This is a genomic window from Streptomyces sp. NPDC058872, from assembly GCF_042743065.1.
In the GTDB taxonomy this organism is placed as follows: domain Bacteria; phylum Actinomycetota; class Actinomycetes; order Streptomycetales; family Streptomycetaceae; genus Streptomyces.
Genome location: NZ_JBHYMK010000024.1, coordinates 58,929 through 84,869, shown reverse-complemented (window position 1 = coordinate 84,869; position 25,941 = coordinate 58,929). Strand labels below are relative to the sequence as shown.

28 protein-coding genes and 2 pseudogenes are annotated in these 25,941 nt (G+C 69.7%); 24 read left to right on the top strand and 6 right to left on the bottom strand.

From position 1 onward, the window contains the following. Positions 1–210 precede the first annotated feature (210 nt). From ACFW22_RS17795 to alaS, 6 genes are all read left to right on the top strand, one after another. Positions 211–1,041, top strand: coding sequence for an aspartyl/asparaginyl beta-hydroxylase domain-containing protein (locus ACFW22_RS17795; RefSeq protein ID WP_386404930.1), 831 nt, complete (start codon positions 211–213; stop codon positions 1,039–1,041). Between the two features lie 42 nt (positions 1,042–1,083). Next, positions 1,084–1,956 carry a hypothetical protein gene (locus ACFW22_RS17790; protein ID WP_386404927.1) on the top strand — a complete coding sequence of 291 codons (873 nt, stop codon included), beginning with the start codon at positions 1,084–1,086 and terminating at the stop codon, positions 1,954–1,956. Then, positions 1,953–2,561, top strand: a complete 609-nt coding sequence (locus tag ACFW22_RS17785) for an LOG family protein (RefSeq protein WP_386404924.1) — start codon at positions 1,953–1,955, stop codon at positions 2,559–2,561. The genes ACFW22_RS17790 and ACFW22_RS17785 overlap by 4 nt, the downstream gene beginning before the upstream one ends. Beyond that, positions 2,558–3,109, top strand: a complete 552-nt coding sequence (locus tag ACFW22_RS17780; protein ID WP_386404921.1) for an orotate phosphoribosyltransferase — start codon at positions 2,558–2,560, stop codon at positions 3,107–3,109. Before ACFW22_RS17785 ends, ACFW22_RS17780 begins: the two co-directional genes overlap by 4 nt. Next, the gene (locus ACFW22_RS17775) at positions 3,106–3,759 is read left to right on the top strand and encodes an HAD family hydrolase (RefSeq protein ID WP_386404918.1); all 654 of its coding nucleotides are present in this window, start codon (positions 3,106–3,108) and stop codon (positions 3,757–3,759) included. The genes ACFW22_RS17780 and ACFW22_RS17775 overlap by 4 nt, the downstream gene beginning before the upstream one ends. A gap of 242 nt (positions 3,760–4,001) precedes the next feature. After that, complete coding sequence (gene alaS / locus ACFW22_RS17770) at positions 4,002–6,656, top strand: alanine--tRNA ligase (RefSeq protein WP_386404915.1); 2,655 nt, start codon at positions 4,002–4,004, stop codon at positions 6,654–6,656. A 45-nt stretch (positions 6,657–6,701) separates the two neighbouring features. Here the strand turns inward: alaS and ACFW22_RS17765 are convergent, their stop codons facing one another. Beyond that, positions 6,702–7,262: a GNAT family N-acetyltransferase gene (locus ACFW22_RS17765; RefSeq protein ID WP_177204406.1), complete on the bottom strand. Its 561-nt coding sequence runs from the start codon at positions 7,260–7,262 to the stop codon at positions 6,702–6,704. Positions 7,263–7,563: 301 nt separating this feature from the next. On the opposite strand from ACFW22_RS17765, the gene ACFW22_RS17760 reads away from it, so the two are divergent. From ACFW22_RS17760 to ACFW22_RS17735, 6 genes and pseudogenes are all read left to right on the top strand, one after another. Then, entirely contained in the window at positions 7,564–8,133 is a 570-nt protein-coding gene (locus ACFW22_RS17760) for a DUF4352 domain-containing protein (RefSeq protein ID WP_386404911.1), read from the top strand. A gap of 174 nt (positions 8,134–8,307) precedes the next feature. Further along, positions 8,308–9,981, top strand: a complete 1,674-nt coding sequence (locus ACFW22_RS17755; protein ID WP_386404908.1) for an Eco57I restriction-modification methylase domain-containing protein — start codon at positions 8,308–8,310, stop codon at positions 9,979–9,981. Positions 9,982–9,993: 12 nt separating this feature from the next. After that, positions 9,994–10,719: a PaeR7I family type II restriction endonuclease gene (locus ACFW22_RS17750; RefSeq protein WP_071281049.1), complete on the top strand. Its 726-nt coding sequence runs from the start codon at positions 9,994–9,996 to the stop codon at positions 10,717–10,719. 54 nt (positions 10,720–10,773) lie between these two features. After that, a complete protein-coding gene (locus ACFW22_RS17745) occupies positions 10,774–11,271 on the top strand; it encodes a hypothetical protein (RefSeq protein ID WP_386404904.1) in 498 nt (165 codons plus the stop codon). Positions 11,272–11,514: 243 nt separating this feature from the next. Continuing rightward, the gene (locus ACFW22_RS17740) at positions 11,515–12,237 is read left to right on the top strand and encodes a hypothetical protein (RefSeq protein WP_386404901.1); all 723 of its coding nucleotides are present in this window, start codon (positions 11,515–11,517) and stop codon (positions 12,235–12,237) included. 426 nt (positions 12,238–12,663) lie between these two features. Then, a pseudogene (locus tag ACFW22_RS17735) lies at positions 12,664–12,897 on the top strand (serine hydrolase); the annotation flags it as partial. A gap of 109 nt (positions 12,898–13,006) precedes the next feature. On the opposite strand, the gene ACFW22_RS17730 reads toward ACFW22_RS17735, so the two are convergent. Continuing rightward, entirely contained in the window at positions 13,007–13,603 is a 597-nt protein-coding gene (locus ACFW22_RS17730; protein ID WP_386404994.1) for a MarR family winged helix-turn-helix transcriptional regulator, read from the bottom strand. A 176-nt stretch (positions 13,604–13,779) separates the two neighbouring features. Between ACFW22_RS17730 and ACFW22_RS17725 the strand changes: the two genes are divergently transcribed. Beyond that, positions 13,780–14,319 (top strand): carboxymuconolactone decarboxylase family protein, encoded by a 540-nt coding sequence (locus tag ACFW22_RS17725; RefSeq protein ID WP_386404898.1) that lies wholly within the window; start codon positions 13,780–13,782, stop codon positions 14,317–14,319. Between the two features lie 275 nt (positions 14,320–14,594). Here the strand turns inward: ACFW22_RS17725 and ACFW22_RS17720 are convergent, their stop codons facing one another. Further along, positions 14,595–15,131, bottom strand: a complete 537-nt coding sequence (locus ACFW22_RS17720) for a DUF5994 family protein (protein ID WP_386404895.1) — start codon at positions 15,129–15,131, stop codon at positions 14,595–14,597. Positions 15,132–15,373: 242 nt separating this feature from the next. Between ACFW22_RS17720 and ACFW22_RS17715 the strand changes: the two genes are divergently transcribed. From ACFW22_RS17715 to ACFW22_RS17670, 10 genes and pseudogenes are all read left to right on the top strand, one after another. After that, complete coding sequence (locus tag ACFW22_RS17715) at positions 15,374–15,646, top strand: hypothetical protein (protein ID WP_386404892.1); 273 nt, start codon at positions 15,374–15,376, stop codon at positions 15,644–15,646. A gap of 118 nt (positions 15,647–15,764) precedes the next feature. Beyond that, positions 15,765–16,976 carry a PP2C family protein-serine/threonine phosphatase gene (locus tag ACFW22_RS17710; RefSeq protein WP_386404889.1) on the top strand — a complete coding sequence of 404 codons (1,212 nt, stop codon included), beginning with the start codon at positions 15,765–15,767 and terminating at the stop codon, positions 16,974–16,976. A 154-nt stretch (positions 16,977–17,130) separates the two neighbouring features. Further along, entirely contained in the window at positions 17,131–17,691 is a 561-nt protein-coding gene (locus tag ACFW22_RS17705; protein WP_386404886.1) for a DUF5994 family protein, read from the top strand. Positions 17,692–18,009: 318 nt separating this feature from the next. Continuing rightward, positions 18,010–18,213, top strand: coding sequence for a cold-shock protein (locus ACFW22_RS17700; protein WP_384887224.1), 204 nt, complete (start codon positions 18,010–18,012; stop codon positions 18,211–18,213). 443 nt (positions 18,214–18,656) lie between these two features. Next, the gene (locus tag ACFW22_RS17695; RefSeq protein WP_386404881.1) at positions 18,657–18,944 is read left to right on the top strand and encodes a CBS domain-containing protein; all 288 of its coding nucleotides are present in this window, start codon (positions 18,657–18,659) and stop codon (positions 18,942–18,944) included. Positions 18,945–19,032: 88 nt separating this feature from the next. Next, positions 19,033–19,269, top strand: a pseudogene (locus tag ACFW22_RS17690) (SCO5918 family protein); the annotation flags it as partial. 440 nt (positions 19,270–19,709) lie between these two features. Next, positions 19,710–20,255: an RNA polymerase sigma factor gene (locus ACFW22_RS17685; protein WP_386404878.1), complete on the top strand. Its 546-nt coding sequence runs from the start codon at positions 19,710–19,712 to the stop codon at positions 20,253–20,255. After that, positions 20,252–20,752, top strand: a complete 501-nt coding sequence (locus tag ACFW22_RS17680; protein WP_386404875.1) for a transmembrane transport protein — start codon at positions 20,252–20,254, stop codon at positions 20,750–20,752. Before ACFW22_RS17685 ends, ACFW22_RS17680 begins: the two co-directional genes overlap by 4 nt. Positions 20,753–20,806: 54 nt before the next feature. Further along, entirely contained in the window at positions 20,807–20,953 is a 147-nt protein-coding gene (locus ACFW22_RS17675; protein WP_384887553.1) for a hypothetical protein, read from the top strand. Positions 20,954–21,745: 792 nt separating this feature from the next. Beyond that, a complete protein-coding gene (locus tag ACFW22_RS17670; protein ID WP_386404872.1) occupies positions 21,746–22,081 on the top strand; it encodes a hypothetical protein in 336 nt (111 codons plus the stop codon). Positions 22,082–22,387: 306 nt separating this feature from the next. Here ACFW22_RS17670 and ACFW22_RS17665 read toward each other — a convergent pair whose 3' ends face one another. Continuing rightward, entirely contained in the window at positions 22,388–22,582 is a 195-nt protein-coding gene (locus tag ACFW22_RS17665; protein WP_386404869.1) for a hypothetical protein, read from the bottom strand. Between the two features lie 364 nt (positions 22,583–22,946). On the opposite strand from ACFW22_RS17665, the gene ACFW22_RS17660 reads away from it, so the two are divergent. After that, positions 22,947–23,957 carry a helix-turn-helix transcriptional regulator gene (locus tag ACFW22_RS17660; protein ID WP_386404866.1) on the top strand — a complete coding sequence of 337 codons (1,011 nt, stop codon included), beginning with the start codon at positions 22,947–22,949 and terminating at the stop codon, positions 23,955–23,957. A gap of 68 nt (positions 23,958–24,025) precedes the next feature. Here ACFW22_RS17660 and ACFW22_RS17655 read toward each other — a convergent pair whose 3' ends face one another. Both ACFW22_RS17655 and ACFW22_RS17650 read right to left on the bottom strand, forming a co-directional pair. Then, on the bottom strand, positions 24,026–24,739 hold the full coding sequence (locus ACFW22_RS17655) for a 4'-phosphopantetheinyl transferase family protein (RefSeq protein WP_386404863.1): 714 nt from the start codon (positions 24,737–24,739) through the stop codon (positions 24,026–24,028). A gap of 22 nt (positions 24,740–24,761) precedes the next feature. Beyond that, positions 24,762–25,640, bottom strand: coding sequence for a glycosyltransferase family 2 protein (locus ACFW22_RS17650; RefSeq protein WP_386404860.1), 879 nt, complete (start codon positions 25,638–25,640; stop codon positions 24,762–24,764). Positions 25,641–25,941 lie beyond the last annotated feature (301 nt).

Genomic DNA, 25,941 nt, shown 5'->3' with positions numbered 1-25,941 from the left:
CCATCCCGGGATGACGGTTCCATGACGGCGGCGACGTCGTATCCATGCCTCACCGCCCGCCCCCATGCTGAACGCCACTTCGCCGTACGTGCACTTCCGGCGGCGGAGCGTGAGATCGGGAGCTGTCTCAGCCGCTCCGGCCGATCACCCCATCCAGCACCACGTGCCCGTCGGCCCGTTCATGGGCGGGCCGGCGACGGGAGGGAACCGATGGATACCTTGACCGCCCTTGCGGGGCAGATCGCCCAGCTCGATGCCGTCGACTCCGCTCAGCTGGAGCGGATGCGCCACGAGGCCCTGACGGCCCAGGCCCCCTGGAAGGCGGAGTACGGCGCCTACCAGTCCGGGGGCTGGTGGACGACGTCGCTTATGAACGCGTCCGGCGACCCCGCCGACGTGACGATCGGCGACTGCGCCGCCCGGCCGACCGACCTGCTGGCGCAGATGCCGGCCACCGCCGCCCTGCTGACCGAACTCGGCCTGAACTACATGTGGGTGCGGCTCGCCCGGCTGGAAGCCAACACCTTCCTGTGGGAGCACCGCGACTACGACGAGCTCGACCAGGTCGAGCGGCACCGGCTGCACATTCCGCTGCACACCAACACGTCGGCGTTCCTGGTCACCGGCGGGGCCAAGGTGCACATGACCGGCGGGCGGATCTGGCGGCTGACGCCGACGTACGCCCACGGGGTGTGCAACCTGCTGGGCCCGGACCGGGTCCACCTGATCGCCGACGTGTACGCCGACGACGCCTATCGGCGCCTCGCCCGCCGGCCCACGCTGCACCCCGGCTCCGCCGAGCCGCTGCCCTCGGCCGACGCAGCGGTGCTCGCCGAGCGGCTCCAGGCCGCCCGTGGCATGGCCGGCCTCGGCTACACCGACGCGGCCGAGCGGATGCTGCTGCGGCTCTTCTACACCTACGCCCTGCCCGAGGGCGCGGTCTACGACCTGATCGCCGAGCTGCACACCTCGCTCGGCGACGAGGAGGCCGCCACGCGCTGGACGTCGGCCAAACGCCGCCTCCTCGCCCTCACGGCCTGACCGCCCCCAGGCCACTCGCCGACATCCGATCGGAGGACGCACGTGCCCACCCTGCATCTGGCGGAACTCACCTTCGCCAACCGCCCGTCCCAGCTCCCGCTGCTGTCCCGGCTCGCCGACATCCTGGCCACCTCGCCGGCGGTCACGCACCTGATGGTGCGTGGGTCGCTGGCCTGCGGCACCGCCGACCGTCTCTCGGACGTCGACTTCGTCGTCGGTGTCCAGGACGCCGATCTGCCCTCGTTCGCCGAAGCCCTGGACGACCTGATGTCCATCGAGGCTGGCGCCCTGCTGCCCGGTTGGCGCGACACGATCGTCGCCGACCTCGGCGGCGTCGGCATGGTCTTCCTCGTCCCGGACGAGGGGCATCTGCACCAGATCGACCTCTACCTCGCGCCCGCCTCGCGTATCCCACGCCTACGGGCGACGGTCGCCACCGCGTTACTCCTCGACCGCGAGCCGGCCATCGCCCCGGCCGAAGGAACGGCGGCTGCCGAACGGTTCGCGGCCGAGTTCCTCGCCCGGCCCCGTACCTGCACCGAGCTCCTCATCGAGCACCTGGTGCTGGCCGTACTGCTGCACAAGCGCATCAAGCGCGGCCAGCGGTTCGTCGCCTACTCCGAGTGGCACCGCCTCCACACCGCGACGAAGGACCTGATCAAGACGGCCTTGTCCCCCACCTCGCGGTTCTGGGGCTGGTACCAGCTACGCGAGGAGATCGCCGTCACCCCGATCGGCCGGGCCTGCCTCGGCGACCTGGAGGCGGCGATCAGCGGACCGGCTGTCCCCCTCGCCGCCGACGTGAACGCGGCCGTCGAGCGGACGCTCGCCCTGGTCGAGCGGGCCTGCCCCGAGGCGCTGGTCGGGCTGGAGAGCCCGATCGCCGCGTACCGCACCTACCTGGAGCTGATGTGAACGCACTCCACCTCGCGGGCCCGGCCTCCGACCGGGCCCGCGAGGGTCCGACCGCCGTCTTCTTCGGCGGGGTCCGTCCCGCCTCCGGCGAGGAGGAAAAGCTGGCCGAGGAGATCGGCCGGGCCCTGGCCGAGGCCGGCTACTCCCTCCTGCACGGCGGCTACAACGGCCTGATGGAGGCCGCCGCCCGCGGGGTCGCGTCCGAAGGAGCCCTGGTCACCGCAGTGACCCTGATCAACAAGCACGACGAATGGGGAGCGTTCAACCCGCACGCCACCACGTCCGTCCACCTGCCCGACGTCGGCGCCCGGCTCAACCACTACCTGGCCCACGCCGACCTCGTCGTCGCGATGGGCGGCGGCATCGGCACCCTCCACGAGCTGACCGCCGCCGTCTACTACGCGACCACCATCCGGCCTGTACCGACCTTCCTCGCCGGGCCGACCGCCCTGCGCCTGCTCACCTTCCTACGCGAGGAGAAGTGGCTGTACGAGACCCCGACCCGGCCCCTCGGCTTCCTCCACACCGCCGAGTCCGCCGACGCCTTCCGCGACCGCCTCACCGCTCTCAACACGCTCGACACGGCACCGATCGGAGGAGCATGACCACCAGCACCCGGCTGCCCGACCTCACCGCCCGGCTCGCCGAAACCGCCCTCGTCACAGCCCCCTTCCACCTCGCCGACGGCGCCAGGCTCGACAACTACTTCGACGAGTACCGCCTGGCCGCCGATCCCGAGCTCCTGCGCGACACCGCCACCGCCATGGCCACCCTCGTCCCCAGCAACGCCCAGCTCCTCGCCGGCATCGAACTCGGCGGCGTCCCCCTCGTCGTCGCCCTCTCCGCCGCCACCGGCCTGCCAGCCGTCTTCATGCGCCGCCGTCCCAAGGGATACGGCTCCCGCCGACAGATCGAAGGCGCTGCCTTCAACGGCCACCGGACCGTCCTCGTCGATGACGTGGTCCGTTCCGGCGGACAACTGCTCGCCATGGCCCGCATCCTGCGGATCGCCGGCGCACCGGTCAGCGACGCGCTGTGCGTACTTGAGCGCCCGCTGGGCGGCAGAACTCTGCTGACCGAGCACAACATCACCCTCCACTCCCTGCTCACCGAGGATGACCTGGTCGTGTCTCAGACGGGTGATCCGTCGTGAAGCAGGCATTGCTGTTCGACCTCGACGGCGTCCTCGTCGACAGCCGCCACGCCCAACTCGCCACCCTGGCGGGCTTCGCGACCTCTGCCCTCGGTAGACGCATCACCGTCGCCGACCTGCCGGCCGGGGCCGCGACCACCCCGCGCGAGCACGTCCTCGCCGAACTCGGCTACTCCGGAACGATCAACCAGGAGAGCTGGGACGCGGCGACGGCCACCGCCACCCTCACCGCCGAGGTGTTCCCGTTCGTGACCGACACGCTCGCCGCGCTGCGCGCCGCCGACGTCGCTACCGGCATCGTGACCCTGCGAAACCGCCAGCGGGTCAACTGGCTTATGCCGCCCGGCATCCTCGCCCTGATCGACATCGTCGTCTGCTACGAGGACGCGGCGCCGAAGCCCGCGCCGGACGGCCTCCTGCTCGCCCTCGACAAGCTCGGCGTGTCACCCAGCGACGCCGTGTTCGTCGGCGACATGGAGTCCGACATGCACGCGGCCCGCGCGGCCGGCGTGACACCGGTCGGCTCCGGTTGGGGCTTCTCCGACCCGGCGGCGCTCACCCGGGCCGGCGCCGCCGTCGTGCTTCCCCACACCGACGACCTCGCCGGAACGCTGCTGTCCCTGACAGGCGCCAGGCAGCAGGGCGCATAAATCCAAGCGATCTTGACTCGAGACCCGCTACGCTGGGTGGCGCAGTCGCAGCGGACCGTTGCGTCCGGTGTCGGCTGCGCCACCTCAAGCGACGGATCTGGAGTCATGGTCTACACCGTGGGGGCGCGAGCTATCTGCGTCGAGCTGGAGAACTGAGAACCTCTCAGTCCCTGTTCTCGGCCCGGCTCGGCGTGTGATCGACCCCCATCTCTCCACGACTCTTCCGTGAGGGCCACACCACCATGCGCTCGACGCAGATCCGCTCCACCTTCCTGGACTTCTTCACCTCGCGCGGCCACCGCCAGGTCCCGTCCAGCCCGCTCATCCCCTCCGACCCGACGCTGCTGCTCGCCAATGCCGGCATGAACCAGTTCAAGCCGTACTTCCTCGGCGAGGTCACCCCGGACTTCCCCCGCGCCACCACCATCCAGAAGTGCGCCCGCACCTCCGACATCGACAACGTCGGCCGTACGAACCGGCACGCCACGTTCTTCGAGATGATGGGCAACTTCTCCTTCGGCGACTACTTCAAGGCCGACGCCATCGCCTACGCCTGGGAACTCCTCACCCAGGGCTACAACCTGGAGAAGGACCGCCTCTGGATCACCGTCTACCAGGACGACGACGAGGCCGAGCAGCTCTGGCGCAAGATCGGCGTCCCCGCCGAGCGCATCCAGCGCCTGGGCATGGAGGACAACTTCTGGTCCATGGGCGTCCCCGGCCCCTGCGGGCCCTGCTCGGAGGTCAACTACGACCGGGGGCCGGCCTTCGGCCGCGAAGGCGGACCGGCCGTCGACGGCGAGCGGTACGTGGAGATCTGGAACCTCGTCTTCATGCAGTACCAGCGCGGCGAGGGCGACAAGAAGGGCGACTTCCCGGTCCTCGGCGACCTCGCCCAGCAGAGCATCGACACCGGCCTCGGCCTCGACCGGCTCGCCGCGATCCTCCAGGACGTCGAGAACGTCTGCGGCACCGACCTCCTCCGCCCCACCCTCACCACCGTCCAGGAACTCGCCGGCCGCGACTACCCCGGCAGCGGCGAGGAGAAGATCTCCTTCCAAGTCGTCACCGAGCACGCCCGCTCCATCGCCTACCTGATCGCCGACGGAGTCCTTCCCGCCAAGGACGGCCGCGGCTACGTCCTGCGCCGCCTGATGCGCCGCGCGATCCGCCACGCCCGCCTCCTCGGCATCGACCAGGCTGTCCTCGCCCCGGCGACCGCCAGCGTCATCGCCAACCTCGGCGACGTCTGGCCCGAGCTGACCGCCCAGGCCGCCCTCATCGAGCAGGTCGTCACCGCCGAAGAGGAGTCCTTCACCCGCACCCTCGCCCAAGGCACCCGGCTCCTGAACGCCGCCATCACCCGCAGCCGCGAGAACCGGTCCACCACCCTGACCGGGGACACCGTCTTCGAGCTGCACGACACCTTCGGCTTCCCCGTCGAGCTGACCGTCGAAGCCGCCCGCGACGCCGGCCTGACCGTCGACGAGGACGGCTTCGCCGACCTGCTCGCTGAGCAGCAGCGACGCGCCAAGGCCGGCGGCAAGGCCAAAACCGCCGAGGCGCTGCGCCGTCAGGACGCCTACCGCGAGCTCTCCGCCCGCCACGGCCGTACCGACTTCGTCGGTTACGACCGCCTCGACGCTGAGGCCACCGTCCTCGGCCTCATCTCCGAGGGCACCGTCGTGCCCGGCGCCGACCAGGGCAGCACCCTCGAACTGGTCCTGGACCGCAGCCCGTTCTACGCCGAGTCCGGCGGCCAGGTCGGCGACACCGGCACCATCCGCACCTCCGGCGGTGCCCTGCTTGAGGTTCTGGACACCAAGCCCGGCCTGGAGGGCTTCCACGTCCACACCGTGCGTGTCGCCGAAGGCGAGATCCGCACCGGCGAGCAGGCCGAAGCCCTCGTGAACGGCGCCCGCCGCGAGGCCGTCGCCCGCTCCCACTCCGCCACCCACGTCCTGCACGCCATGCTCCGCCGCACGCTCGGCGACCACGCCCGCCAGCACGGCTCCCTCGTCGACGCGGGTCGCCTCCGCTTCGACTTCGCCCACTTCTCCGCCGTCGACCGCCCCCAGCTCGCCGCCATCGAGACCCTCGTCAACGACAGCCTCCTCGCTGACCCCGAGGTACGCGTCTGGCACGCCACGCGCGCCGAGGCCGAGGCCGCCGGGGCGACCGCCCTGTTCGGGGAGAAGTACGGCGACCACGTCCGCATCGTCGACATCGGCGACTTCTCCCGCGAGCTGTGCGGCGGAACCCACATCGGCCACGGCTCCAACGCCGGCCCCGTCCGCATCCTCGGCGAAGCCTCCATCGGCTCCAACCTCCGCCGCATCGAAGCCCTCACCGGCCGCGACGCCCTCGACTACTACGACACCGAGCGCCGCCTCCTCGAAGAACTCGCCGCCCTCCTCGGCACCCGCCCCCAGGACGCCCCCGACGCCCTCCGCAAGCGCCTCAACTCCCTCGCCGCCGCCGAGCAGGAACTCGGCCGCCTCCGCGAGGCCAAGCTGCAAGACCGCGCCCAGCAGCTCGCCGCCTCCGCCCGCACGGTTGTCGGTGGCCGCGTCGTCACCGAGAAGGTGACCGGCCTCGGCCCGGACGAGCTCCGCACGCTCGCCCAGCACACCGCCAGCCTCCTCGGCGCCGGCCACGCCGTCGTCGTCCTCGGCACCGAGCACCAGGGCAAGGCCCTCCTGGCCGCCGCGGTCACCAGCTGCCTCCACGACACCGGCACCGACGCCAGCCGCATCCTCATCCCGGCCGCCCGTACGGTCGGCGGCGGAGCCGGCGGCAAGGGCGCGGTCGCCAGCGCCGGCGGCCGCCGCACCGAAGCCCTCGACGAGGCCCTCACGATCGCCGCCGAGGACGCCACCCGCGCCCTCGCCGCGTAGCGCTCTGATGGCCGGTGCCGCCGCGCACGGCACCGGCCATCCACATCAACGCCCGCGTCGGCCGGGCGTCAGCTCCTTCAGGAGCACCACGCTCTCGTAGTTCGTCACGCCCCACCGCCAGGACCCGACCGGCGCGTAGCCACGTCTGCGATACCAGCCGACCAGGTCCACCGCCTCGGCCGACGTATCGATCACCGCCTGTGAAGACCCGAGCGCGGCGATACGTTCCTCCGCCAGAGCCAGCAGTCGCTGCCCCAATCCCGTGCCCCGGCATTGCGGATCCACCGCCAGCTGCCAGAACGACCCCACACCCACCGGAGCGGGATACCCCTCAGGCAGGAGGTACGGAGCCGCCACCGTCACCGACCCCACCAGCTCCGGACCGCGAACAGCGAGCCAGCACTCACCCCTGCCCAGCCTGTAGGCCGTGTCCTGCACCGACTGATACGAGGCAAAGAAGACTCGGCCTTCGGCGGCATGACCGGCGTAGGCCCGGTGAAGTAGACGGGTCAACCCCACAACGGAGTCACCCTCGGCGAACGGCCGAATGACGACCGGCTCACAGCTGCCGAGCCGTGTCGACGTACCTATGGATGGTCTGTCCACGCGATCAAGTATCGGTCGTAGAGCGACACGCCGCCCGCTGAGCTGCGGGTACGCCCCGGCTGTGCACGACGGGCAGACAACACCCAAGCCAGGATCGCAGTCAGGACGTGTCCTCGCAGCTCACGCGCGCCTCGGGGCGGTCGGACGTAGGTGCGCCTGGCTCCACGCGGCGGAGCCACCAGGCTGTCATGCATTGAAGCCCTGCACCGTACCGAAGATGCGGTGACCTGCCGCGCGGGAGAACATGCCTGTATCCCCGGTGCACGGCGCCCTGCGGGGCGTGAAGGTCCACGGAGGGAACATGCCTCGTCTGCTGGTGCTCGCGCTGACCATGGTCTTGGCCGTCGTGGGGGCTGCTGCTTGCGGCAGCCAAACCGTCACGGAAGCTCCGGCGAGCAGCAACCCCACCCAGCCGAGGACGGCCGAGCAACCGTCATCACCACCCGGTCCCACGCCTACCGTCGCCGTAGTCGGTGACACGCTGAGCGTCACCGGCTTCACCGATGACGCGAAACTCGCCGTGACGGTTGTGAAGGTGGTCGATCCGGCGGCTGGCAAGGACACGCGACCGGAAGCGGGCGAGCGGTACGTCGCTGTGCAGTTCCGGCTGCACAACACCGGCTCCAAGACCTACAACGACGCACCGGACAACAGCGCCAAGCTCATCGACGACCAAGGCCAGCGGTTCAACTCCTGGATCACTGAGACAATCGCCGGTCCGGGCTTCGGCGGAACCGTGACGATCCCAGTCGGCGACACCGCACTCGGGTACATCACATTCAAGGTGCCGGCCGAGTCCAAGATCGCCAAGATTCAGTTCACAATGGAGAGCGGCTTCGCCAACAACACCGGCCAATGGCGGGTGCCGTGACGAGTACGGCCTCGGCCGACTCGCCGAACTCGCCACCACGAGTCGCTCGGCACGGATTCGATCCCACTCCGGGCGCGACGCCGGACAGATCCACCATCTGAGTACTGCGACTATCCGACTACGCACTGTGGATGAAGATGCGGAAGGAGGAGGGAGGAGCGGTACTGTCCTTACGTGGCAACCATCGCGCTCTTTACCGACGACCTCACCCTTCCCGAGTCTCTACAGGAGGCTGTGGAGCACGGTGAGGTGTTCACGCGTGCCTGGGTTGTCGAGCTCATCCTGGACCTCCTCGGCTACACGGCAGACAAGGACCTCTGCGATCTGAGGCTCGTGGAACCGGCCTGCGGTGCCGGCGCGTTCTTGACCGTGATCGCATCCCGAATCAGTGCGTCATGCCGGGCGCACCAGCGGCCCATCGCGGATGCGGTCGACGCGGTCCGCGCCTTCGACCTGCTGGATCGCAACGTGGAGCAGAGCCGGACGCTGATCACGGAAACGCTGCAAGAAGAGGGCTGGGGCCCCAAGGACGCGAGAGAGGTCGCCGCGGCGTGGGTGAAGCGGGGCGACTACCTCCTACAGTCGGACGCAGATCATCGCGCCGACTACGTCGTCGGTAACCCTCCGTATATCCGGCTCGAAGACGTTCCCGACGACCGGATGGCTGCTTACCGCCGGGCCTGCTCCACGATGGGCGGCCGAGCCGACATCTACATCGGCTTCTACGAAGTGGCCCTGCGCAGCCTCAACCAAGGCGGCCAGCTGGGCTTCATCTGTGCCGACCGCTGGATGCGGAACCAGTACGGCCGACGGCTCAGGGAGCTGGTGACCAAGCACTTCAGCATGGACCTCGCCCTCGTGATGCACGACGTCGACGCCTTCGACGATCAGGTTTCGGCCTATCCCGCGATCACCCTCATCTCGAACAAGCCCCAGGGCGCAGCTGTCGCCGCGGACACGAACCGAACCTTCGGAGCGGAGCAAGCACGGGCCTTCGCCACCTGGTACCTAGAGGGCGAGCCGCCAACAGTCGCCACGCCTTCCCACCAAGCCGCTCGCATGCCGCATTGGTTCCCGGAGGAGGACTCGTGGCCGGCCGCTTCGCCGGCCAGGCTCGCGATCCTTGAGGACCTCACCGAGCGCTTCCGACTCCTTGAAGACACCGAGACGGGAACGAAGGTCGGGATCGGCATCGCCACAGGCGCCGACAAGATCTTCCTCACCAAGGACGAGGACTTGGTCGAGGAAGACCGGCTGCTCCCTATGGCCATGGTCCGCGACACCACCAGCGGCACGATCGACTGGGACGGCACGCACCTGGTCAATCCCTGGACGGCCAATGGCGACCTGGTCGACCTCGAGGCGTTTCCGCGCCTCGCTTCCTACTTCGAGAAGCACAGCGATGCCCTGCGCAAGCGCTACGTCGCCGTCAAGCAGCCGCAGCGCTGGTACAAGACCATCGACAAGGTCGACCACCAGCTCACCCGTCGTCAGAAGCTGCTGTTTCCGGACATGAAGCTGAGGATCCACCCGGTCCTCGATGAAGGCGGCCTGTACCCTCACCACAACCTGTACTTCATCGTCTCGGACGTCTGGGACATGCGCGTACTCGGTGGCCTGCTGCTGTCCAAGGTCGCGGAGGCATTCGTGGAGGCGTACGCGGTCAAGATGCGCGGGGGAACCCTCCGCTTCCAAGCCCAGTACCTCCGGAAGATCCGCGTCCCGGACCCGGCGACGATCAGCGAAGGCGACCAGGCCGCTCTCGCCGAAGCCTTCGACAAGCGGGATAGGGAGGCCGCCACCGAGGCCGCTTTGCGTGTCTACGGGCTCGCCGAGCTGCCTGACTAGGAGGAACGGATCTTGACGGTCACCCGCCAAGACTTCGAAGACGCCATCGCGGCGTACTGGGGCGCCAAGCAACTGCAGAACGAGCAATCCGCCATCCGGGACGCGGTAGGGGCCGGCACCGCCGGCTCCGTCCGAGGCGGCAAGCACTTCGACGTCATCGCGACCCTCTTGGCGAAGTTCTTCCTGGACGCCGGCTACCCCGCTTCGAGCATCCGCGTCACCAAGTCACAGGGCCTTGAACTGCCCGGTTACTACCGGCCGCAGAAGCAGTGGGACCTCGTGGTCGTCCACGACAACGTCCTCGTGGCTGCGTTCGAGCTGAAGGCGCTGGGCGGGCCGTCGTACGGCAACAACTACAACAACAGGGTCGAAGAGGCACTGGGCAGCGCCGTAGACCTGCGTCGAGCCGCCCTCGCCGAGCTCTACCCGAAGGAGAAGCCCTGGCTGGGCTACTTCTTCATCATGCAGGACGGCGAAGGCTCCCGGAGGCCGGTCAAGACGGCCAAGGGAGCCCTCCCCGCCGATGAGATCTGGCACGGAACGTCATATCAGGACCGGTTCGGGATCTTCTGCGAGAGGCTCATGGCCGAGCAGCTCTACGACGCCGCGTGCTACGTCACGTCCTCGGCCGAAAACCCGAAGCCGATCGAACTCGTCGAGAGCCTCGACTGGCGCCACTTCTCCGCAGCGATAAACGCCCGCCTCACGTACCTGAAGGACCTCGGCATCCCTGGGTAAGTGCGGCACCTGAGGACGTTGGCAACGCGCGGCCGTCGGGTACGGATGTGAGGCATGGCGACAGATGACGACAGGCGAGCAGCCATACACCTCGCCGGCCAGGCCCACGAAGTCGGTCGCGCGTCCGGGCGAGTTCTCTGGCGCGAGGTACTGCAACGGGTCAGCGGTGGGAGGCTGGGGCGGCGTCCCGACTGGCTGGACGTTCCCCAACTGGATTCACCGTGGCAGGACACCGTCTCGCCCGAACGAATGGGCTGGCGCCAACGAGCGGCCAATCTTCAAGGCGAGTTTGCGTTCGCCGTCGACTACCGGATCTGTCAGCGCTGTCGCATCGGCTGGGTCGAGCAGCCGTACACCCTGCCGCAATACCAACGGTGCGGACTCGGGATTGCTGGCCTGGCCGCGCTGCGTTGCGAGTACCCTGGCCTGTCCTGGCACACTCTCGGCGGCCACCTCAGGGAATCGAAGCGGTTCTGGGTCGCGGTCGGCAAGGACGTACTCGGCGGCTACCAGCAGCGCCGACTCTGCCCACACGTCGAAACGGGCAGGTGATAAGTCAGCACGACCCGGCCATGACACACCGCGATCATCTCGCCACGACTCGTTGAGGAATAGTCGACGAGATGCGCCGGCCGCACGAGGAAGCAGCCGAAGCGGAGCCACACAGCTCCTTCTCCTACCCGGACCGTGAGCGTCGCAGAGCCAGCCTCCAGGAATCTGAGGATCGCACGTACTGCATCTGTCAGTGCCTACGCATAGCGTTCTCCCTGTCCGACCCGAGAACAGGGAGCAGGAATGTTCGATCGCGACGTGAGCTACCCGTGTGCTGTCGCCAGTTACGACGCTGAGGGTGTGGGCGCGGCCATCGACTGGTGCTGCGAGCGCATGGAGGACGGCGACACGCTCACCGTATGGACCAGTCTCAAGTCCAATCTGAGCAACTGCTCCGAGTTGGAGCAACTCGTCGATCGACACTCCAACGTCGAACACGTCACCGGCAGAGGCGGCGGGTTCATCCGTGGAACCGGTCCCGTGCTGATGGCCTGGCCGGACATGACAGACATCGGGAAGCTGGTGCAATTCGGCGGCCGCCGAATCCGGGCGCTCTGCGTCATCACCTGGAACGAGGACGGGATCAGGCCGTGGGTGACAGCCATGAAGCCGTCCATCCTGGGCGATGGCTCGGCGTGGGAGGAGCTGACGCCCGAGATTGATCCAGTCGTCGTCGAGGCGCTGAAGGGCCTCACGTTGACGGTCAATCACAACAACACCATCTCGGCAGGTCACGAGAAGGACATGGTCGTGAGCAGCCTCCTTGCCCTGCACGACGCCGGCATCCAGATGGACGGTGAAGCCATGCAAGGGTGGGCGCTGGCGCATGGCTGGTCGGGGAAGAATCCCGAGCGTCTCGCCAAGTACGTGGAAGACATCAACGCAGGGAAGCGGCCGCGATCCCGACGCATCCTGCGCCCGGACTACATCGACAGTCTTCGACGCCGAGTCGCGGACGGCACGTAGAGCCACTGGCTGACCACGACGCCTACCCATCCATGTGCACCATGCAAGCGGCAGGCACCTTGGGAGCCATCTGGGAGCCAACCCGCTCCCCGAGCCCCTTCGAGAACACCCGAGACCAAGGCATCCCAACCGTCTGATCAGGGAAAACAGCATCCACGCAGGCCAGATCAGCAACCGAACCTCATTCGGGACGAAGAGGTCGTGGGTTCAAATCCCGCCACCCCGACAGCCGTGAGACCAGGTCAGGGGCCTGATCCGAGAAATCGGATCAGGCCCCTGAGTGGTTTTGCAGATCGTTTGGGAGAAATCTGGGAGACGATCTTGGCCGGGTCTTCCAGGAGGATGCGCCATGCGGTTCGAGCAGCAGGGCCGTGACCGCCTGCCAGCTCCTGAGCCACACCGCCGGGCTCCCCCCTCCGAGCCCAGCTGAAGAACCTCTACGGCACCGATCCCGCCGGCATTCGCCGCGGAGTCCTGCACGAAGCCCTCAACCGCCCGCCCGGCGAAGCCGTCGAGTACACCGACCGGGCCGCCCTCATCCTCGACCACCTCGCCGAACACCTCCCCGGCCAGCCCCTCGACCAGCTCTGTGAGACGAGGACCTGGCACCCGCCGGGCATGAACTCCACCCGCTTCGGCCGCTTCCCGCCAGCCTCTCTGCCCGATGCGCCCCGACCGAACTCAACCAGGACACCGGCACCCACCTCAAGGGCACCGTCCACGACTTCTCCGCCCGCCTCCTGGGCGGAGTGCGCGTCCAGGGATCAGGTCAGTCGTCGGCCGTTTGATGGTCGGGGCAGTCGAGCCGGAGGTCGACGTCCCCGAACGCGGCGTCCACGAAGGCGCAGTGGTGCGGATGCCGGAGATCGCCGGGGTGGGCGTCGGGACGATAGAACCGGCAGGTGACGCAGGTGCGGGAGACCGGGATCGCGTGCCACTGCTGGAGGATCCGGATCATGCTGGTCGTTCCGCGCAGCATTGCGGCAACATCCTCCTCGCCGAGCCCGTCGAGCGCCGCGCGCAGCGGCTCGGGGATGGTGGCGAGCCGAGCGGCCTCGGTCCGTCCGGCCTCGGTCAGGACAAGGGTGACGGCACGTGAGTCGGCGGGATCGCGCTGACGGTCGACCAGGTCCTTTCCCGCCAGGGCGCGCACGGCGTCGCTGACGGTCGGCGCGGTGGAGGCCAGCGCCGTGACGATCTCGCCTTGCCTGCGGGGCCGACGGTCACCGTCCAGGAACAGCAGGATGTCGGACTGCAGCGGGGTGAGCTTCGTCGGCCCCGCGTTGTGCCATGCACTCAACCGGACCGCCTGGCCAAGTCGGCTGAGCCCGATGAGCAGTTGCTCGCTGGGGGACAGCCCGGGCATACCACCCACGACGAATCTCCTTCATGACCATCGGGCCGAACACCGAGCCGAACCGCCCTCAACTCCGGCTTGCATTCTAGGCAGAGCCAACTATATTTGGCAGCGCCAACAATTCTTGGCACTGCCAACAAATTGACGTGCGGTCGGACCTGGCCGCCGCCCGAAGGAGCATGCCCATGTCTCGCCTGGCCACCGTCGACCCGGACACCGCCACCCCCGCCGCCAAGGCCCAGCTCGACCGGGTCGAGCGCGCCCTGGGCGCCACGCCCAACATGATGCGGGCGATGGCCTCCTCGCCGGCCGTTCTGGACGCGTACCTCTCCTTCGGCGGTGCCCTGGCCAAGGGGCACCTCTCCGCCGCGGTCCGTGAGCAGATCGCCCTCGTCACCGCCGTGGAGAACTCCTGCGAGTACTGCTACGCGGCCCATCACGTCCTCGGCGCCAAGGCGGGTGTCAGCACCGCGGACCTCGCTGCCGGAGGTCACGCCGAGGCAGCCGACCCCAAGGTCGCCGCCGCCCTGCGGTTCGCCCGCGCCGTCGTCCGCCACAAGGGCTTCGTCACCGACGCCGACATCGAGGCCGTCCGCACCGCGGGCTACGGCGACGGCGAGATCGGCGAGATCATCGGCGCGGTCGCCCTCAACATATTCACCAACTACTTCAATTCCGTCGGCCGCACCGAGCTCGACTTCCCCTCCGTGCCGCTCCCCCGGTAGCACCCGCCCGCGGCCCTGGAACCCTGACGGGACGTCGGGCCGCGCCTGTACGGCGAACGGGCCCCGGTCATTGGAGGTCGGTACTGCCCGAAGACCGACCGGGGGACGCACACCGCGGCCTCGGCCTTCCTTTCCGCGCCGGAGCCACCGCCCGCTCGGCCCTGGCCGAACGCTCGCCCCGCTCGGAATCCACATGCAGACCCGAGCACCGGGTGATTCCCACGCTCATGGAGCGGATTCGACTCCCGTCATCCGCTCGTGAGAGAAGGCCCAGGTCAGTGACCTGGGCCTTCGTCGTCGTCCCGGGTGGTGCCGGCCGACGGGGCCCCGGGACGGGGGAGTTCCGCGAGGAGGATCTCGGCGGCCTGGGTGACGTTGTCGGCGTGGACGGCACGGGCCATGGCCACGCGGGCGGCCTCGGGCGTGGTGGCCGGCGGGACGACCATGAGGGAGAAGTGGTCGTTGTCGCCGCGGGTGATCAGGACGGTGTCGTCGCCGACGGGGAAGGAATCGAGGTGCACGACCTGGTCGTCGACGACCAGGCGGGTCGGGACGCCGTCCCAGGCGGAGTCGTCCAGGCCGGCCCGGGTGATGGGGCCGAGGTGCTCGGTCAGGGCGGTGATCAGCGGCGGGAGCTCCCGCTCGACGTCACGCGAGCGCGGCCACCAGGCGCCGTCCAGGAGGCTCTGCCGGGTCGCCGTCGTCTCCAGCCGGAGCAGCGCGGTGCCCGGCCCCACGGCCCGGTGGACCTCGTCCGGCAGGAGCCGTGGCGGCGTGGCGGCACGGTGGGGGGAGATGCCTGCGTCGGTCATGATCGATCCGTCCGTCCACGGGTGGTGCCGCTGCCGCCCCGACCGGGGTCACGGCGGACGCCGGGCCGGCGGGCGGGACGACGGTCCCGTTTTTTTACCGTACTCCGGGAGGCCGCGCGGAAGCGCCGCTCCGCGCTCTCGAACAAACCTGCACCAGCGGCTTCGGACGTACCGTGGACGTACGGAGGCGCGCCCGCTCCGGTCGTTCGGGCGGGCTTCCGGCCGGAAAGGACGGTGCCGTCTTGGACCGCAACGAGCCAGTAGCAGAAACCCTGCCGCCACCGGGGCACGCCGAAGTCCGGATCGTCTCCGCCACCCCGGACGCCGCCCGGAGGGTGGCCGATGTCCTGCGTCACTGCTTCGCCGGCGGCGAGCAGCGCAGCTACCCCGCCCCCGGCGGGGGCACCCGCCTCCACCTCACCGTCGACACCGCCCGCGCCGCCGAAGCGGCCCGGTCCTGGCTGGCCACCAGCAGGCCCGCGAGCGGCACCGGGCCCCACTCCGAAGAACCCTGAGAAGGCAGCGGAGCCCGACGGGCGCGCGTGGCGGCCCCGGCCGCCACGGAGCATCCTGGAAGTCGCACCGCGATGCCGTCGGATCCGGTTATCGCCCCGCCGCCCGCCTGGAGGCTCGATGACCGGCAGACGGTACGAGGCCGGAGAGCCAGACCGTTCGGAGAGCTTCGGGGAGATGCTGCTGGGCAGGCTCCTGGACCACGCCCATGTGCTGCCGCCCGACCGGGTGGGACGGGTCCTCGCCGACGTGGTCGCCCGAATCGGCGGCAGGGAGGCGCAAATCCTGCTCCAGGACTACGGGCAGCAGCGGCTGGTCCCCCTCGCCGGGGAAGGGTTGGAGGGCGGGGATCCCCTGCCCATCGACGGTTCGGAGGCAGGCCGGTGCTTCCTCACCGCACGCCCGGTCGAGGTGGCGCTCGCCGAGGGGGTGCGGATCCACGTTCCCCTGCTGGACGGCGGCGACCAGGCGGGCGTCCTGGCCGTCACCCTGGACGCGGTCGACGACGACACCCGCCGCATCCTGCGCAGGCTCGCGGCCCTGGCCGCCGACACGATGCAGACCAAGAACGGCTACACCGACCTCTACTTCCGCACCCGCCGGGACGAACCGATGAGCGTCGCCGCGGAGATCCAGTGGTCGCTGCTGCCGCCGCTGGCCATGACGATGCCGCGCGTCGCGGTCGCCGGCGTCCTGGAACCCGCCTACGACGTGGCCGGCGACAGCTTCGACTACGCACTGAACGAAGACGTCTTCCACCTCGCCATGATCGACGCCATGGGCCACGGCCTGGACGCGGCGACCATGGCGACCGTCGCCATCGGCGCGTACCGGCACGCCCGCCGCACCGGCGTCGAACTGTCCGAGATCTACCTCTTCATGGACCGGGCCGTCGCCGAACAGTTCGCCCCCGACCACTTCGTCACCGCGCAGATGCTGCGGCTCGACACCGGCACCGGCCGCCTTCAGTGGGTCAACGCCGGACACCCCTCCCCCATACTGATCCGCAAGCACCGCGTCATACGCCGCCTCGACAGTCCCACCACCCTCCCCGTCGGCTTCGGCGGAGACCAGCCCCAGGTCAGCGAGGTGACCCTCGCTCCGGGGGACCGTATCCTCTGCTTCACCGACGGCCTGATCGAGGAACACGAGACCGGGCAGGAGGAGTTCGGCGAGGACCAGTTGATCGACTGGGTTCATCGGCTGGACCAGGCCGACCGGACCGTACGGGCCGTGGCACGCGACCTGTCCCACACGCTCAGACGGGCCCGCGGCGAGACCACCACCGACGACGCCAGCCTCGTCCTCGTCGAGTGGCGCGGACGGGGGTGACGGGGACTCGGTGCGCCCGGCTCCAGCGCGGAGTGCGGCGGAGTACGTTGGAGTTACCGGGAGCACCTCGCACACCCGCCCCCACGCGGACGTCGTTCCCGGCGATCATTAGGCCGGGGCGCCTGCGGGCGTCCCGGGGACGGGTCCCGGTCTCATGACCAGCGCCACTGCTTCCACCCGCCGGGTACGCCTGGCACTCACACCGCGCACCTCCCTGGCCGGGCTGCTGGACGGCGCCTGGTGGCCGTACTCACGCGACCTCGCCACCGAACTGCCGCCCCTGGTGGACGCGCTGCGGGACCGCTGGGGGCGCATCACGCGCATCACCGCGAATCCGGCGCCCTGGCCCGTCGCCCCGCACCAGGTCCCCGTCGGCGGACACACCGTGCGTGTCCGCTGGTTCGCCGACCAGGCTCCCGACACGATGACCCTGCTCTCGTACGACCGCGGCCGCTGTGACCTGCTGGTGATTCCCCCGGAGGCCGAACCCGTCGCAGCAAGAGGGCTGATGGCCGTCGCCTCTGCCCCGGGCAACCTCCACACCACGGACACCCTGATGGTCGACGAGGACGCCACCGGTCGCCGCCTGCGGGAGGCCCGAGCCGGTGAGGACCCGGGGGAGACGGACGGCGAGGCCTCCTCGCGGCTCCGATCCCTTACCCGCCCCGTCGTCGGGGCACGCATGATCTACCTGCCACAGAGCATGCGAAGGTGACGACCACCGATCTGTCGTCTCCCCGGCCTCTCCACGCCGCGAACGAATATCTGTGCCGGCGGGATGAGAATGCGAGGGGTGGTGCAGCCAGACTTATTGGCGTCCAGAAATAGCGGCTCCATTAAACCGGGACTGACGGATTCCACGTGCTAGTCTCGATTCCAGTTGCAGTTGCGGTTCCCGAAACTTCAGGCCCCCAGTCAAGCCCATCGGCCACTGGGAGTGCTTTCGTCTCCGGTCTCTCCGGCGGGGTAATCATCACGGCGACACGGCATCCGTACAGTGCGGACGCCGATGAGCCCCGGAAAGAGATACGACATGAGCAGTGGCACCGTGAAGTGGTTCAACGCAGAAAAGGGCTTCGGCTTCATCGAGCAGGACGGTGGCGGCCCCGACGTGTTCGCCCACTACTCGAACATCGCCTCCCAGGGCTTCCGCGAGCTGCAGGAAGGCCAGAAGGTCAACTTCGACATCGCGCAGGGCCAGAAGGGCCCGACGGCCGAGAACATCGTTTCCGCCTGACGCTGACGCGCACGACGTGGCTGGGGCCCGCATCCCTCGGGGTGCGGGCCCCAGCCGCATCCCCCTCCGCCGCCCGACCTTCACGCCTTCTCGAATGTGCCTCGGATTTCCCCTCTCCGACCAACCGTCGGGGAATTCATGGACGCACGCCGCACCGATGGGGCCCACATGAACAGCACGGGTGCGAAGTATCGCTTTTTCGGATGCCTGCGAGAGCGATTCCGGATCGAGGCCGAGTGGATCCACTCCGACTCCGCCGTTCCCCCACTGCGACGAATTTCGCCGATCTGGACATGCAGAGACGTTTGCCCGCCGCACCCGGCGCCGAAGGCCGGGACCCGACGCGATGCCTCCGCCCCGTCGTGCACTCAGGATCCCAACCCGAGCGGCCAGGACCCTCGCACCCGGGTCCGACGCCTCTCTTTCCCACCCAGGAGCCGCATGTGACATCGATTCAGACACCGCTCCACCCCGCGAACGCCTCCGGCAGCCCGCCCGCGCCCCGGACCGGCGAGGCAGAGCCGCACGTCTGGGCCGACATGACCGTCGAGGTGGCTCTGGCGGTCATGAGCGGCGCACGCACCGGGCGCCTCGTCGTCCGGGACGACGACGGCCGGCCCACCGGCCTCGTCACCCGGGCCCAGCTCAACGGCTTCCGCGCCACGTCCGCCTACACCGACCGGGTACGGCTGCGCGACCTGCGCCCCGCGGACTCTCCGTCCCGTCCTTGACGACGCGGGCCGAGGCCGAGCACCCGACCCGCCCCACCGGCATACCAGCCGATCGCCTCCCGCCTTCTGCGAACTTCTGCGAGGTCCCATGCGCTGCGTCATCGCCCGCTTCCCGTTCGAGCTGACGCAGAACGGCGTCATGGAGACGATGAAGGACGTCACGCCCGAACCCGCCACCGGCGAGTTCGTGATCATCGGGCGTCGCGAGTACCCCGTCATGCAGGTCGGCGCCGCCATCACCCGCCAGGACCGCCGCGACTTCAGCGCCCGCGAGGTCATCCGTGCCATAACCCGGGTCGGATTCACCTGTCGCACCCGCTCCGCAGCCATGGACGGCTCGACACGGCTCAGGGGACAGGCGTGCGCTCAAGCGCCGGGTGATTCCCAAGGTCATGGCGCGGGTTCGATTCCCGCCATCCGCTCTTCTCCGAAGGCCCAGGTCAACCACCTGGGCCTTCGCCGTCGTCCCCGGTGGTACCGGCCGACGGGGCCGCCGGATGGAAGCGTTCGGCAAGGAGGATCTCGGCAGCGTGGGTGGCGTTGTCGGCAGGAGCGGCGCGGGCCATGGCAGTCCGTGCGGCCTCGGGCGTCGTGCCCGAGGGGACGGCGCCCGGAGCACCGGGGCGCCGGTCGGAGTGGCACGGGCTCGACTTCGCTTCCGGCGGCTCGGCGGGACCCGAGCGGATGGCTTCTTCGGGGATCGTGAACCTTTCGGCCCCGGATGCCGACTGTCTTGGTGACCGTGGTGCGGGGCAGGGAGATGCGGTGGGCGAAGGCAGGCACAACGTGCTCCTGGTGGTGCGCTGCCAGCTCGGGGAACGGGAGGCGTTCCCCGAACTGGTGCGCGTCTGGCACGGACCGGTGTGGCGCTATCTGCGCGGGATGGTCGACTCGCCGCACCTGGCGGACGACCTCGCCCAGGAGGTGTGGGTCGCCGTGGTACGCGGACTGCCCCGGCTGCGGCAGCCGGAGCGGTTCGCCCCGTGGCTGTTCACCATCGCCCGGCGAACGGTGGCCGACCACCTGCGGCAGGCATACGCGACACCGGAGACATCGTGGGTGGAGGCCGACACGGTCGCCGCCGACGACGATCCCCTCAGCGATGTCCTGAACACGATGGAGATCGAGGCCGGCCTCACGGGGCTGCCGCCGCTGGAGCGCGAAGTGCTGATCCTGTTCCATCTACAGGATCTGCCTCTGGCCGCCTGCGCGGAGGTGCTCGATCTGCCGACCGGCACCGTCAAGAGCAGGCTGCACCGCGCGCGCCGCATGCTGCAGAACATCCTGATCGAGAGGACACGCGAGGCATGAGCGAGAAGCATCACCGAGCGCATCACCCGGACGTGCCCGCGGAACTGGAGCGTGCGCTGGCCACGGAAGTCTCGGTGCGCTCCCGGATGCGCTACGTGGCCGTCGGTCTGGCGGGAGGGTGCGCGGCGGCACTGATCGTTGCGCTGTGGGCGACCGAGCCGGCCCCGCTCCCTGCGCGCACCCAGGCCGCTTTCGCCGGAATGATCACTATTGGGCTGGCCTGGGCTGCTTTCTCCTGCTGGGTGCTGACCAGGCGCCGACCGCTGTTCGCTCGTGACCGGGTGCTGGGAGCCCGGCTCGCGCTCGTGGCGACCACGGCGACCGGCGCCGCCGGAACGGCACTGGCCGCGGCGCGTGGAACCGCGGGCGGGGCCCTGGCCGTCGGCCTGGTCGGCGCCTGCCTGGTCGGCGCCGCGGGAACGCTCCTGGCACGGGCGCAGTCCCGTCGCCGTGAACTGCTGCGGTTGCGGGAGACCCTGCGAAGAGGCGCCTCCTGAAAAGCCGGTTCCCTCTGGCTCGACACAGTCATCTACATGACCGAGGAGACCCCTGTGAACGACAAGATTGCACCCATCGGCCCCCTGGCCATCATCCTGCGCCGCCTCGGCGCAGGCAGACGGACCGTCGCGGTGATCTCGGGACTGGTGGGCACCGCACTCCTGATCGGGGCCGGCCTGCTCCTGGCCAGATCTTTCTGAGCCTTCGGCAATCACTCGCTTCGCCCCTTGCCCGCGGTTCTGGTCGGTGTCAGGCGATGCCGACCGGCACGCGGGTCGTCGACCGACTCGTCGTGGTGCGGCACCCACGACGGTGAGCCGTCGCCCCGGCGCGACAGGGCCGTCGTCCCGGAGCGCGAGGGCAAGCCCGCCGGCAGGAAGGAAGGTCTCCGGAGACTCCGGATCAAGGCCCCCCACGCCGGCTACCTCTTGATCACGGCCACCTGGACTCGCTGGTGGTCGGCGGAGGTGCAGGCCGGCCCCTCCGCTGGCACGACCCCGCACGCACCAAACCACTGACCTGCACTGCGCCGGGGCCCGGGCACCAAAGCGCGGAATGACCGAAAACCAGCAGTCAACTTTCGGGCAAGCGTGCGGAATAGCCAGCCACACCGCCCAACCCGCCTGAAATATTCACCTCACTTTCCCATAGCCTCAACATCGACCGCAAGCCTTGAAGCAGAGGGGGAATCGCGAATTCAACGGAGCGAATTTCAGCAATCGGAAGCACGCTCGCGATCTCGGCCTCGACAGTCGCGATGACGTCGAATCCCGCAAGCGCCGCCGTATCCGCGGGCCCGTACACAGGGAAATCCGAAAGCTATATCGCCAAGAACCACACAAGGGGATTCGTCAATATCCCCTGCGTTGTGGAACGTCGACCTGAGGGTGCCGCCACCTGGTCCCCAAGCACGGATTCAATGACAGTCAGATCGCCAACACGGCGGCACGCGGCAAGCAGAGCTTTGGGTTCTACTACACGAACCTGGGTCAGTGTCCGCCCATGACGTTCAAGATCGTCTGGAGCTGGAAAAGCCGTTCGGAGGTCAAGGGGATCCCACTTTCAAGCTGTCAAACATCACATTCTCGCATCAAGGCGACGAACTCACTCTGTCCGCGACCGTGGACATCGCTCCGGACCAAGAACGCAGCGAGCGGTGGCTCCTCGGTCTGGAGTTCTCGAAATTCGATGCCGCCGCCGCACATCCGAACGGGACAGCAGAGACACATTCCTGGTTCGCATTGATGGCGAAGACGAATATCGTCGAATGGTGGCACACGAGGAAAACCGAGCCCAACATGCCCGTCCCTCCCCGCCCCATCGGATAGGTCTTTCCGAGCTCACGGTGAACGGCACATCGCCCACCCGGTGGCCACCGGGTGGCCCGGGAGCCGGCCCGGTCCCCAAGCCCCCGCGACACCGCGCGAGCCCACCGCACGCCAACCCTGTGACCGGGCGAAACGGCAAACCAACCGGTGGGGAACCGGACCGAACCTCATTCGGGACGAAGAGGTCGTGGGTTCAAACCCCGCCACCCCGACAGAGTAAGACCAGGTCAGGGGCCTGATCTGCGAGAGCGGGTCGGGCCCCTGAGTGGTTTTTTGGGGCCGGTGTCCGCACGGCGCCGGCGTCGCTCATCGTCTGCGCGCGGCGATGCCGGCTCCCGCCTTGGCTGCGCACGCGACCAGGCCGAGACCGGCGACGGTCATGACGGCAACGAGCGCGGCTCCGGAGAGCCAGGCGTTGGCGGCGGCGAGTGCCAGCGCGAGCAGCGCGGCGGTCGCACCCAGTTGACCGTTCGTCCCCCTTTGGGGGTTCTCCTCAGACATCGTGCCCGTCCCTCATTCCCCTCTGCCCCGTCGCTGGCGTCGCCGGAGCGGGGCGAAGGCGGGCGGGGCGCGGATCCGTTCCGCGGGGTCGACGCGATGCGCGCGTGCCCACCGGGCCCGGCCTTCCGCGCCGCTGCTTCGCCCGCGGCCCTTCGTCGTTCCGACAGGGAGAAAACTGCCCTACCGAAGAGCCGTGTTCGCGTGGTTCCGGGCGCAGCTTCCTGCACCCGTGCGTGCAGCAAGCTGCGGGGCGGCAGGAGCGAAACCGGTGGATCGCTCCGTTCCCGCTGGCCAGCCGGGGTACGCGTTCCTATGATCGGCCCACCGTGCTGACCACGCGGAGCACCATCACAAGGGGGAGCCATTGCGCGCCGGAAGCCTCGAACACCTGGGAATGCCGGCCGAGGACGAAGAGCTGTACCGGTGCCTGCTCCGCCTCGCGGAAGGAACGCCCCCCGTGCTGGCCGAGCACCTCGGCATGCCGGTCCCACAGGTGGAGGAGCGGCTGGAGCGGCTGGACGCGATGGAGTTGACCTCGCTGGCCGACAACGGGAGCATCCGGCCGGCCCCGCCCGCGATCGCCGTGCAGCGGCTGATCGGCCTGCGGCTGCGGGAGTTGCAGGAAGAGCTGCGGCGGGTGGCGGCCGAGCAGCGGGTCGTCGAATCGCTGCTGGCGGAGCGGGACGCGGGACGTCCGGTCCCGCGCGACGCATCGGAGCGACCGGCCGTCGAGCGGGTGGAGGGGACGCCCAACGTTCGGGCGGTGATCGATGAGCTGACCTTCTTCACGCGGGAGGAGGGTCTGACCACGCAGCCGCACGGGGCGCTCAGCGCGGCCAGCATCGAGGCGTCCCGGCCGCTGGACGCCCGGATCCTGCGGCGGGGCATCACGATGCGCACGCTGATGCGTCCGGCGGCGGTGGAGGACGTCCCGACGCTGGCCTACCTCCAGGAGCTCTCGGCGATGGGGGCGGAGATCCGGATCTCCGAGAAGCCGCTGGAGCGGATGCTGGTCTTCGACCGGAGGACCGCGCTGACCCCGATCGACCCCCGGAACCCGCGCCTGGGTGCCCTGGTGATCCGTGAGGCGGGGCTGGTGGCCCATCTGGTCTCGCTGTTCGAGCGGATGTGGTCGGACTCCGTCACGCTGGCGGAGGCGGTCGCGGCCCGGCCGGGCCCGGAGGGAGAGCTGAGCGGGATCGAACGCAGGGTGCTGGCGAGCATGTGCCGGGCGGAGAAGGACGAGAACGGGGCCCGTGAGGTGGGCGTCTCGGTCCGCACGTACCGCAAGTACGTGGCGGACCTGCTCCAGCGCCTGGGGGCGGCGAACCGCTTCCAGGCTGCCCTGCTGGCCCGCGACCACGGATGGATCTAGGCCACGGATGGAGCGGGTGCGGCCGTCTCCTCCCGCGTGCGGGGGCGCTCAGCCGCGGGCGGGGGCGCTCAGCCGCGGGCGGGGTGCGGAAGCCCGTGGTGCACGCCGACCCCGCAGGGCGTCGGGGAGGCGATCGCGACGGCCGCCGCGTGGTCGGGTCCCACGGAGAGGTCGACGAGGTGCCACCCTTCGACCTCGTGGCGCACGTCGTCCGCCGCGGGGTCACGGCCGAGGCCGGTGCCCAGGCCCTTGAGGTAGGCCTCCTTGCGCGACCACAGACGGGCGAAGGCGGCCGGCCGGTCCTCCGGACGGGTGGCTTCGAGCTCCGCCCGCTCCGCCGGGTGGAGCACCTTCACGAGCTGTTCCGCGGCCTCGGGCGCGGGCACGGTCTCCACGTCGACGCCGATCGGGGTCGACGCGGTTCCGATCACCACCAGCCCCCGGGTGTGGGACAGGGAGAACTCCGGTGATCCGGTGGTGAGGACGGGCCGTCCGTGCGGCTTGTCGCAGCACGGGCAGGGGTCCCGGGCGAAGCGGAGCTCGCCCGGCGCCGCACCGGTCACGGCGGACAGGACGGTCCGGAGTGCGAGGTGCGCGAAGGCGTAGAGGACCCGGTCCGCGTCCCGGACGAAGGCCGCCACCCTGCGGTGCTCCTCCTCGTCCAGGACGGTCAGGTCGAGCGCGGTCGTCGAGTCCGCGGGCGGGACGGGCAGGATCCACACCCGTGCCTCGGTTCCGTCGTCCGCTCCGGTGCCACCGCGAAACATCTCTGCCGTCCCCATGGGGCCCATGCTCCCAGAGGAATCAGATGACCGGTGGGCGGCCCAGACGGGTCATGTGGAGGACCGTGGTCCAGCGCATGGGGGTACGGGGTCCCGCGGAGCGGCGGAGGCCCTCCACGAAGCCTCCGAACCATGCCTTCAGGCCCGGTAGGGAGCGGGTGCGGGCCACGGTCAGCAGGGTCCACACGCCCAGGTAAACGGGGACGAGGGGGGCCGGCAGGTTCCGCTTGGCCAGCCAGACGCGGTTGCGGGCGGTCATCCGGTAGTAGACGGCGTGCCGGGCCGGACTGGTCTTGGGGTGCTGGAGCAGGAGCTCCGGTGCGTAGAGGACCTTCCAGCCCGCGTCGAGGGCCCGCCAGGCGAGGTCGGTCTCCTCGTGGGTGAAGAAGAAGTCTTCCGGCCAGCCGCCGATCCGGTCGAGCATCGGCATCGACAGGCCGTGGCCGCCGCCGAGGAAAGTGGTCACCTCGCCGCCGCGCAGCGGGTCCTTCGCCCCGAGGCGGGGAACGTGCCGGCGCTGGGTCTCGCCGGTCTCGTCGGCGATGCGGAAGGAGACGATGCCGAGGGCCGGGTCCGCCTCGTACAGGTCCACGAGGTGGCGGAAGACGTCCGTGTCGACGAGGAGGCCGTCGTCGTCGAGGTCGACCACGACGTCGACGTCGCCGAACCCGCGCAGCGTCTCGATGGCGACGTTCCGGCCGCCGGAGACGCCCCGGTTCTCGGGAAGCTCGACTCCCATCACGCCCTCGGGCAGCTCCGGGAGCGAGCCGGTGCCATTGCCGACGACGACGATCCGGGCGGCGGGTTCGTCCTGGCGCGCCACGGAGTCGAGCAGCGCCCGCAGCTCGGCAGGGCGCGTGCCCATCGTCAGTACCGCCACACCCACACGAGGTCGTGCCACGACCCACTCCGTTCCCGTGTTCACCGGAAGCCGTTCCGGGCCTGTTCACCGGAGTTCGCTCCGGGCGCGATGCTAACCGGCCGCGACACCTTCCGTTCACCCCCACCTCGGGTGTCGTGCACCGGGCGGGGGCGGCAGCCGCGCGGAAGCGGGGCGGACGGGGGGCGGGGGCGGGGGGCTTCCGGCGGTCGCCCGGGAGCGGGGAGGGAAGGCGCCGGGAAGGGGCCCGGTCGGAGGTCGGACGGGGGCGGGTGGTGGCGGTGGGGGGCCGGAGAGGGGGAGCGCGGCAAGAAGGGGAGTC

Bases quoted from the DNA above. Each gene is read 5' to 3' on its own strand.
- ACFW22_RS17795 (WP_386404930.1), top strand. From the start codon at position 211: ATGGATACCTTGACCGCCCTTGCGGGGCAGATCGCCCAGCTCGATGCC.
- ACFW22_RS17780 (WP_386404921.1), top strand. From the start codon at position 2,558: ATGACCACCAGCACCCGGCTGCCCGACCTCACCGCCCGGCTCGCCGAA.
- alaS (WP_386404915.1), top strand. From the start codon at position 4,002: ATGCGCTCGACGCAGATCCGCTCCACCTTCCTGGACTTCTTCACCTCG.
- ACFW22_RS17760 (WP_386404911.1), top strand. From the start codon at position 7,564: ATGCCTCGTCTGCTGGTGCTCGCGCTGACCATGGTCTTGGCCGTCGTG.
- ACFW22_RS17745 (WP_386404904.1), top strand. From the start codon at position 10,774: ATGGCGACAGATGACGACAGGCGAGCAGCCATACACCTCGCCGGCCAG.
- ACFW22_RS17740 (WP_386404901.1), top strand. From the start codon at position 11,515: ATGTTCGATCGCGACGTGAGCTACCCGTGTGCTGTCGCCAGTTACGAC.
- ACFW22_RS17730 (WP_386404994.1), bottom strand. From the start codon at position 13,603: ATGCCCGGGCTGTCCCCCAGCGAGCAACTGCTCATCGGGCTCAGCCGA.
- ACFW22_RS17725 (WP_386404898.1), top strand. From the start codon at position 13,780: ATGTCTCGCCTGGCCACCGTCGACCCGGACACCGCCACCCCCGCCGCC.
- ACFW22_RS17720 (WP_386404895.1), bottom strand. From the start codon at position 15,131: ATGACCGACGCAGGCATCTCCCCCCACCGTGCCGCCACGCCGCCACGG.
- ACFW22_RS17710 (WP_386404889.1), top strand. From the start codon at position 15,765: ATGACCGGCAGACGGTACGAGGCCGGAGAGCCAGACCGTTCGGAGAGC.
- ACFW22_RS17705 (WP_386404886.1), top strand. From the start codon at position 17,131: ATGACCAGCGCCACTGCTTCCACCCGCCGGGTACGCCTGGCACTCACA.
- ACFW22_RS17700 (WP_384887224.1), top strand. From the start codon at position 18,010: ATGAGCAGTGGCACCGTGAAGTGGTTCAACGCAGAAAAGGGCTTCGGC.
- ACFW22_RS17680 (WP_386404875.1), top strand. From the start codon at position 20,252: ATGAGCGAGAAGCATCACCGAGCGCATCACCCGGACGTGCCCGCGGAA.
- ACFW22_RS17665 (WP_386404869.1), bottom strand. From the start codon at position 22,582: ATGTCTGAGGAGAACCCCCAAAGGGGGACGAACGGTCAACTGGGTGCG.
- ACFW22_RS17655 (WP_386404863.1), bottom strand. From the start codon at position 24,739: ATGGGGACGGCAGAGATGTTTCGCGGTGGCACCGGAGCGGACGACGGA.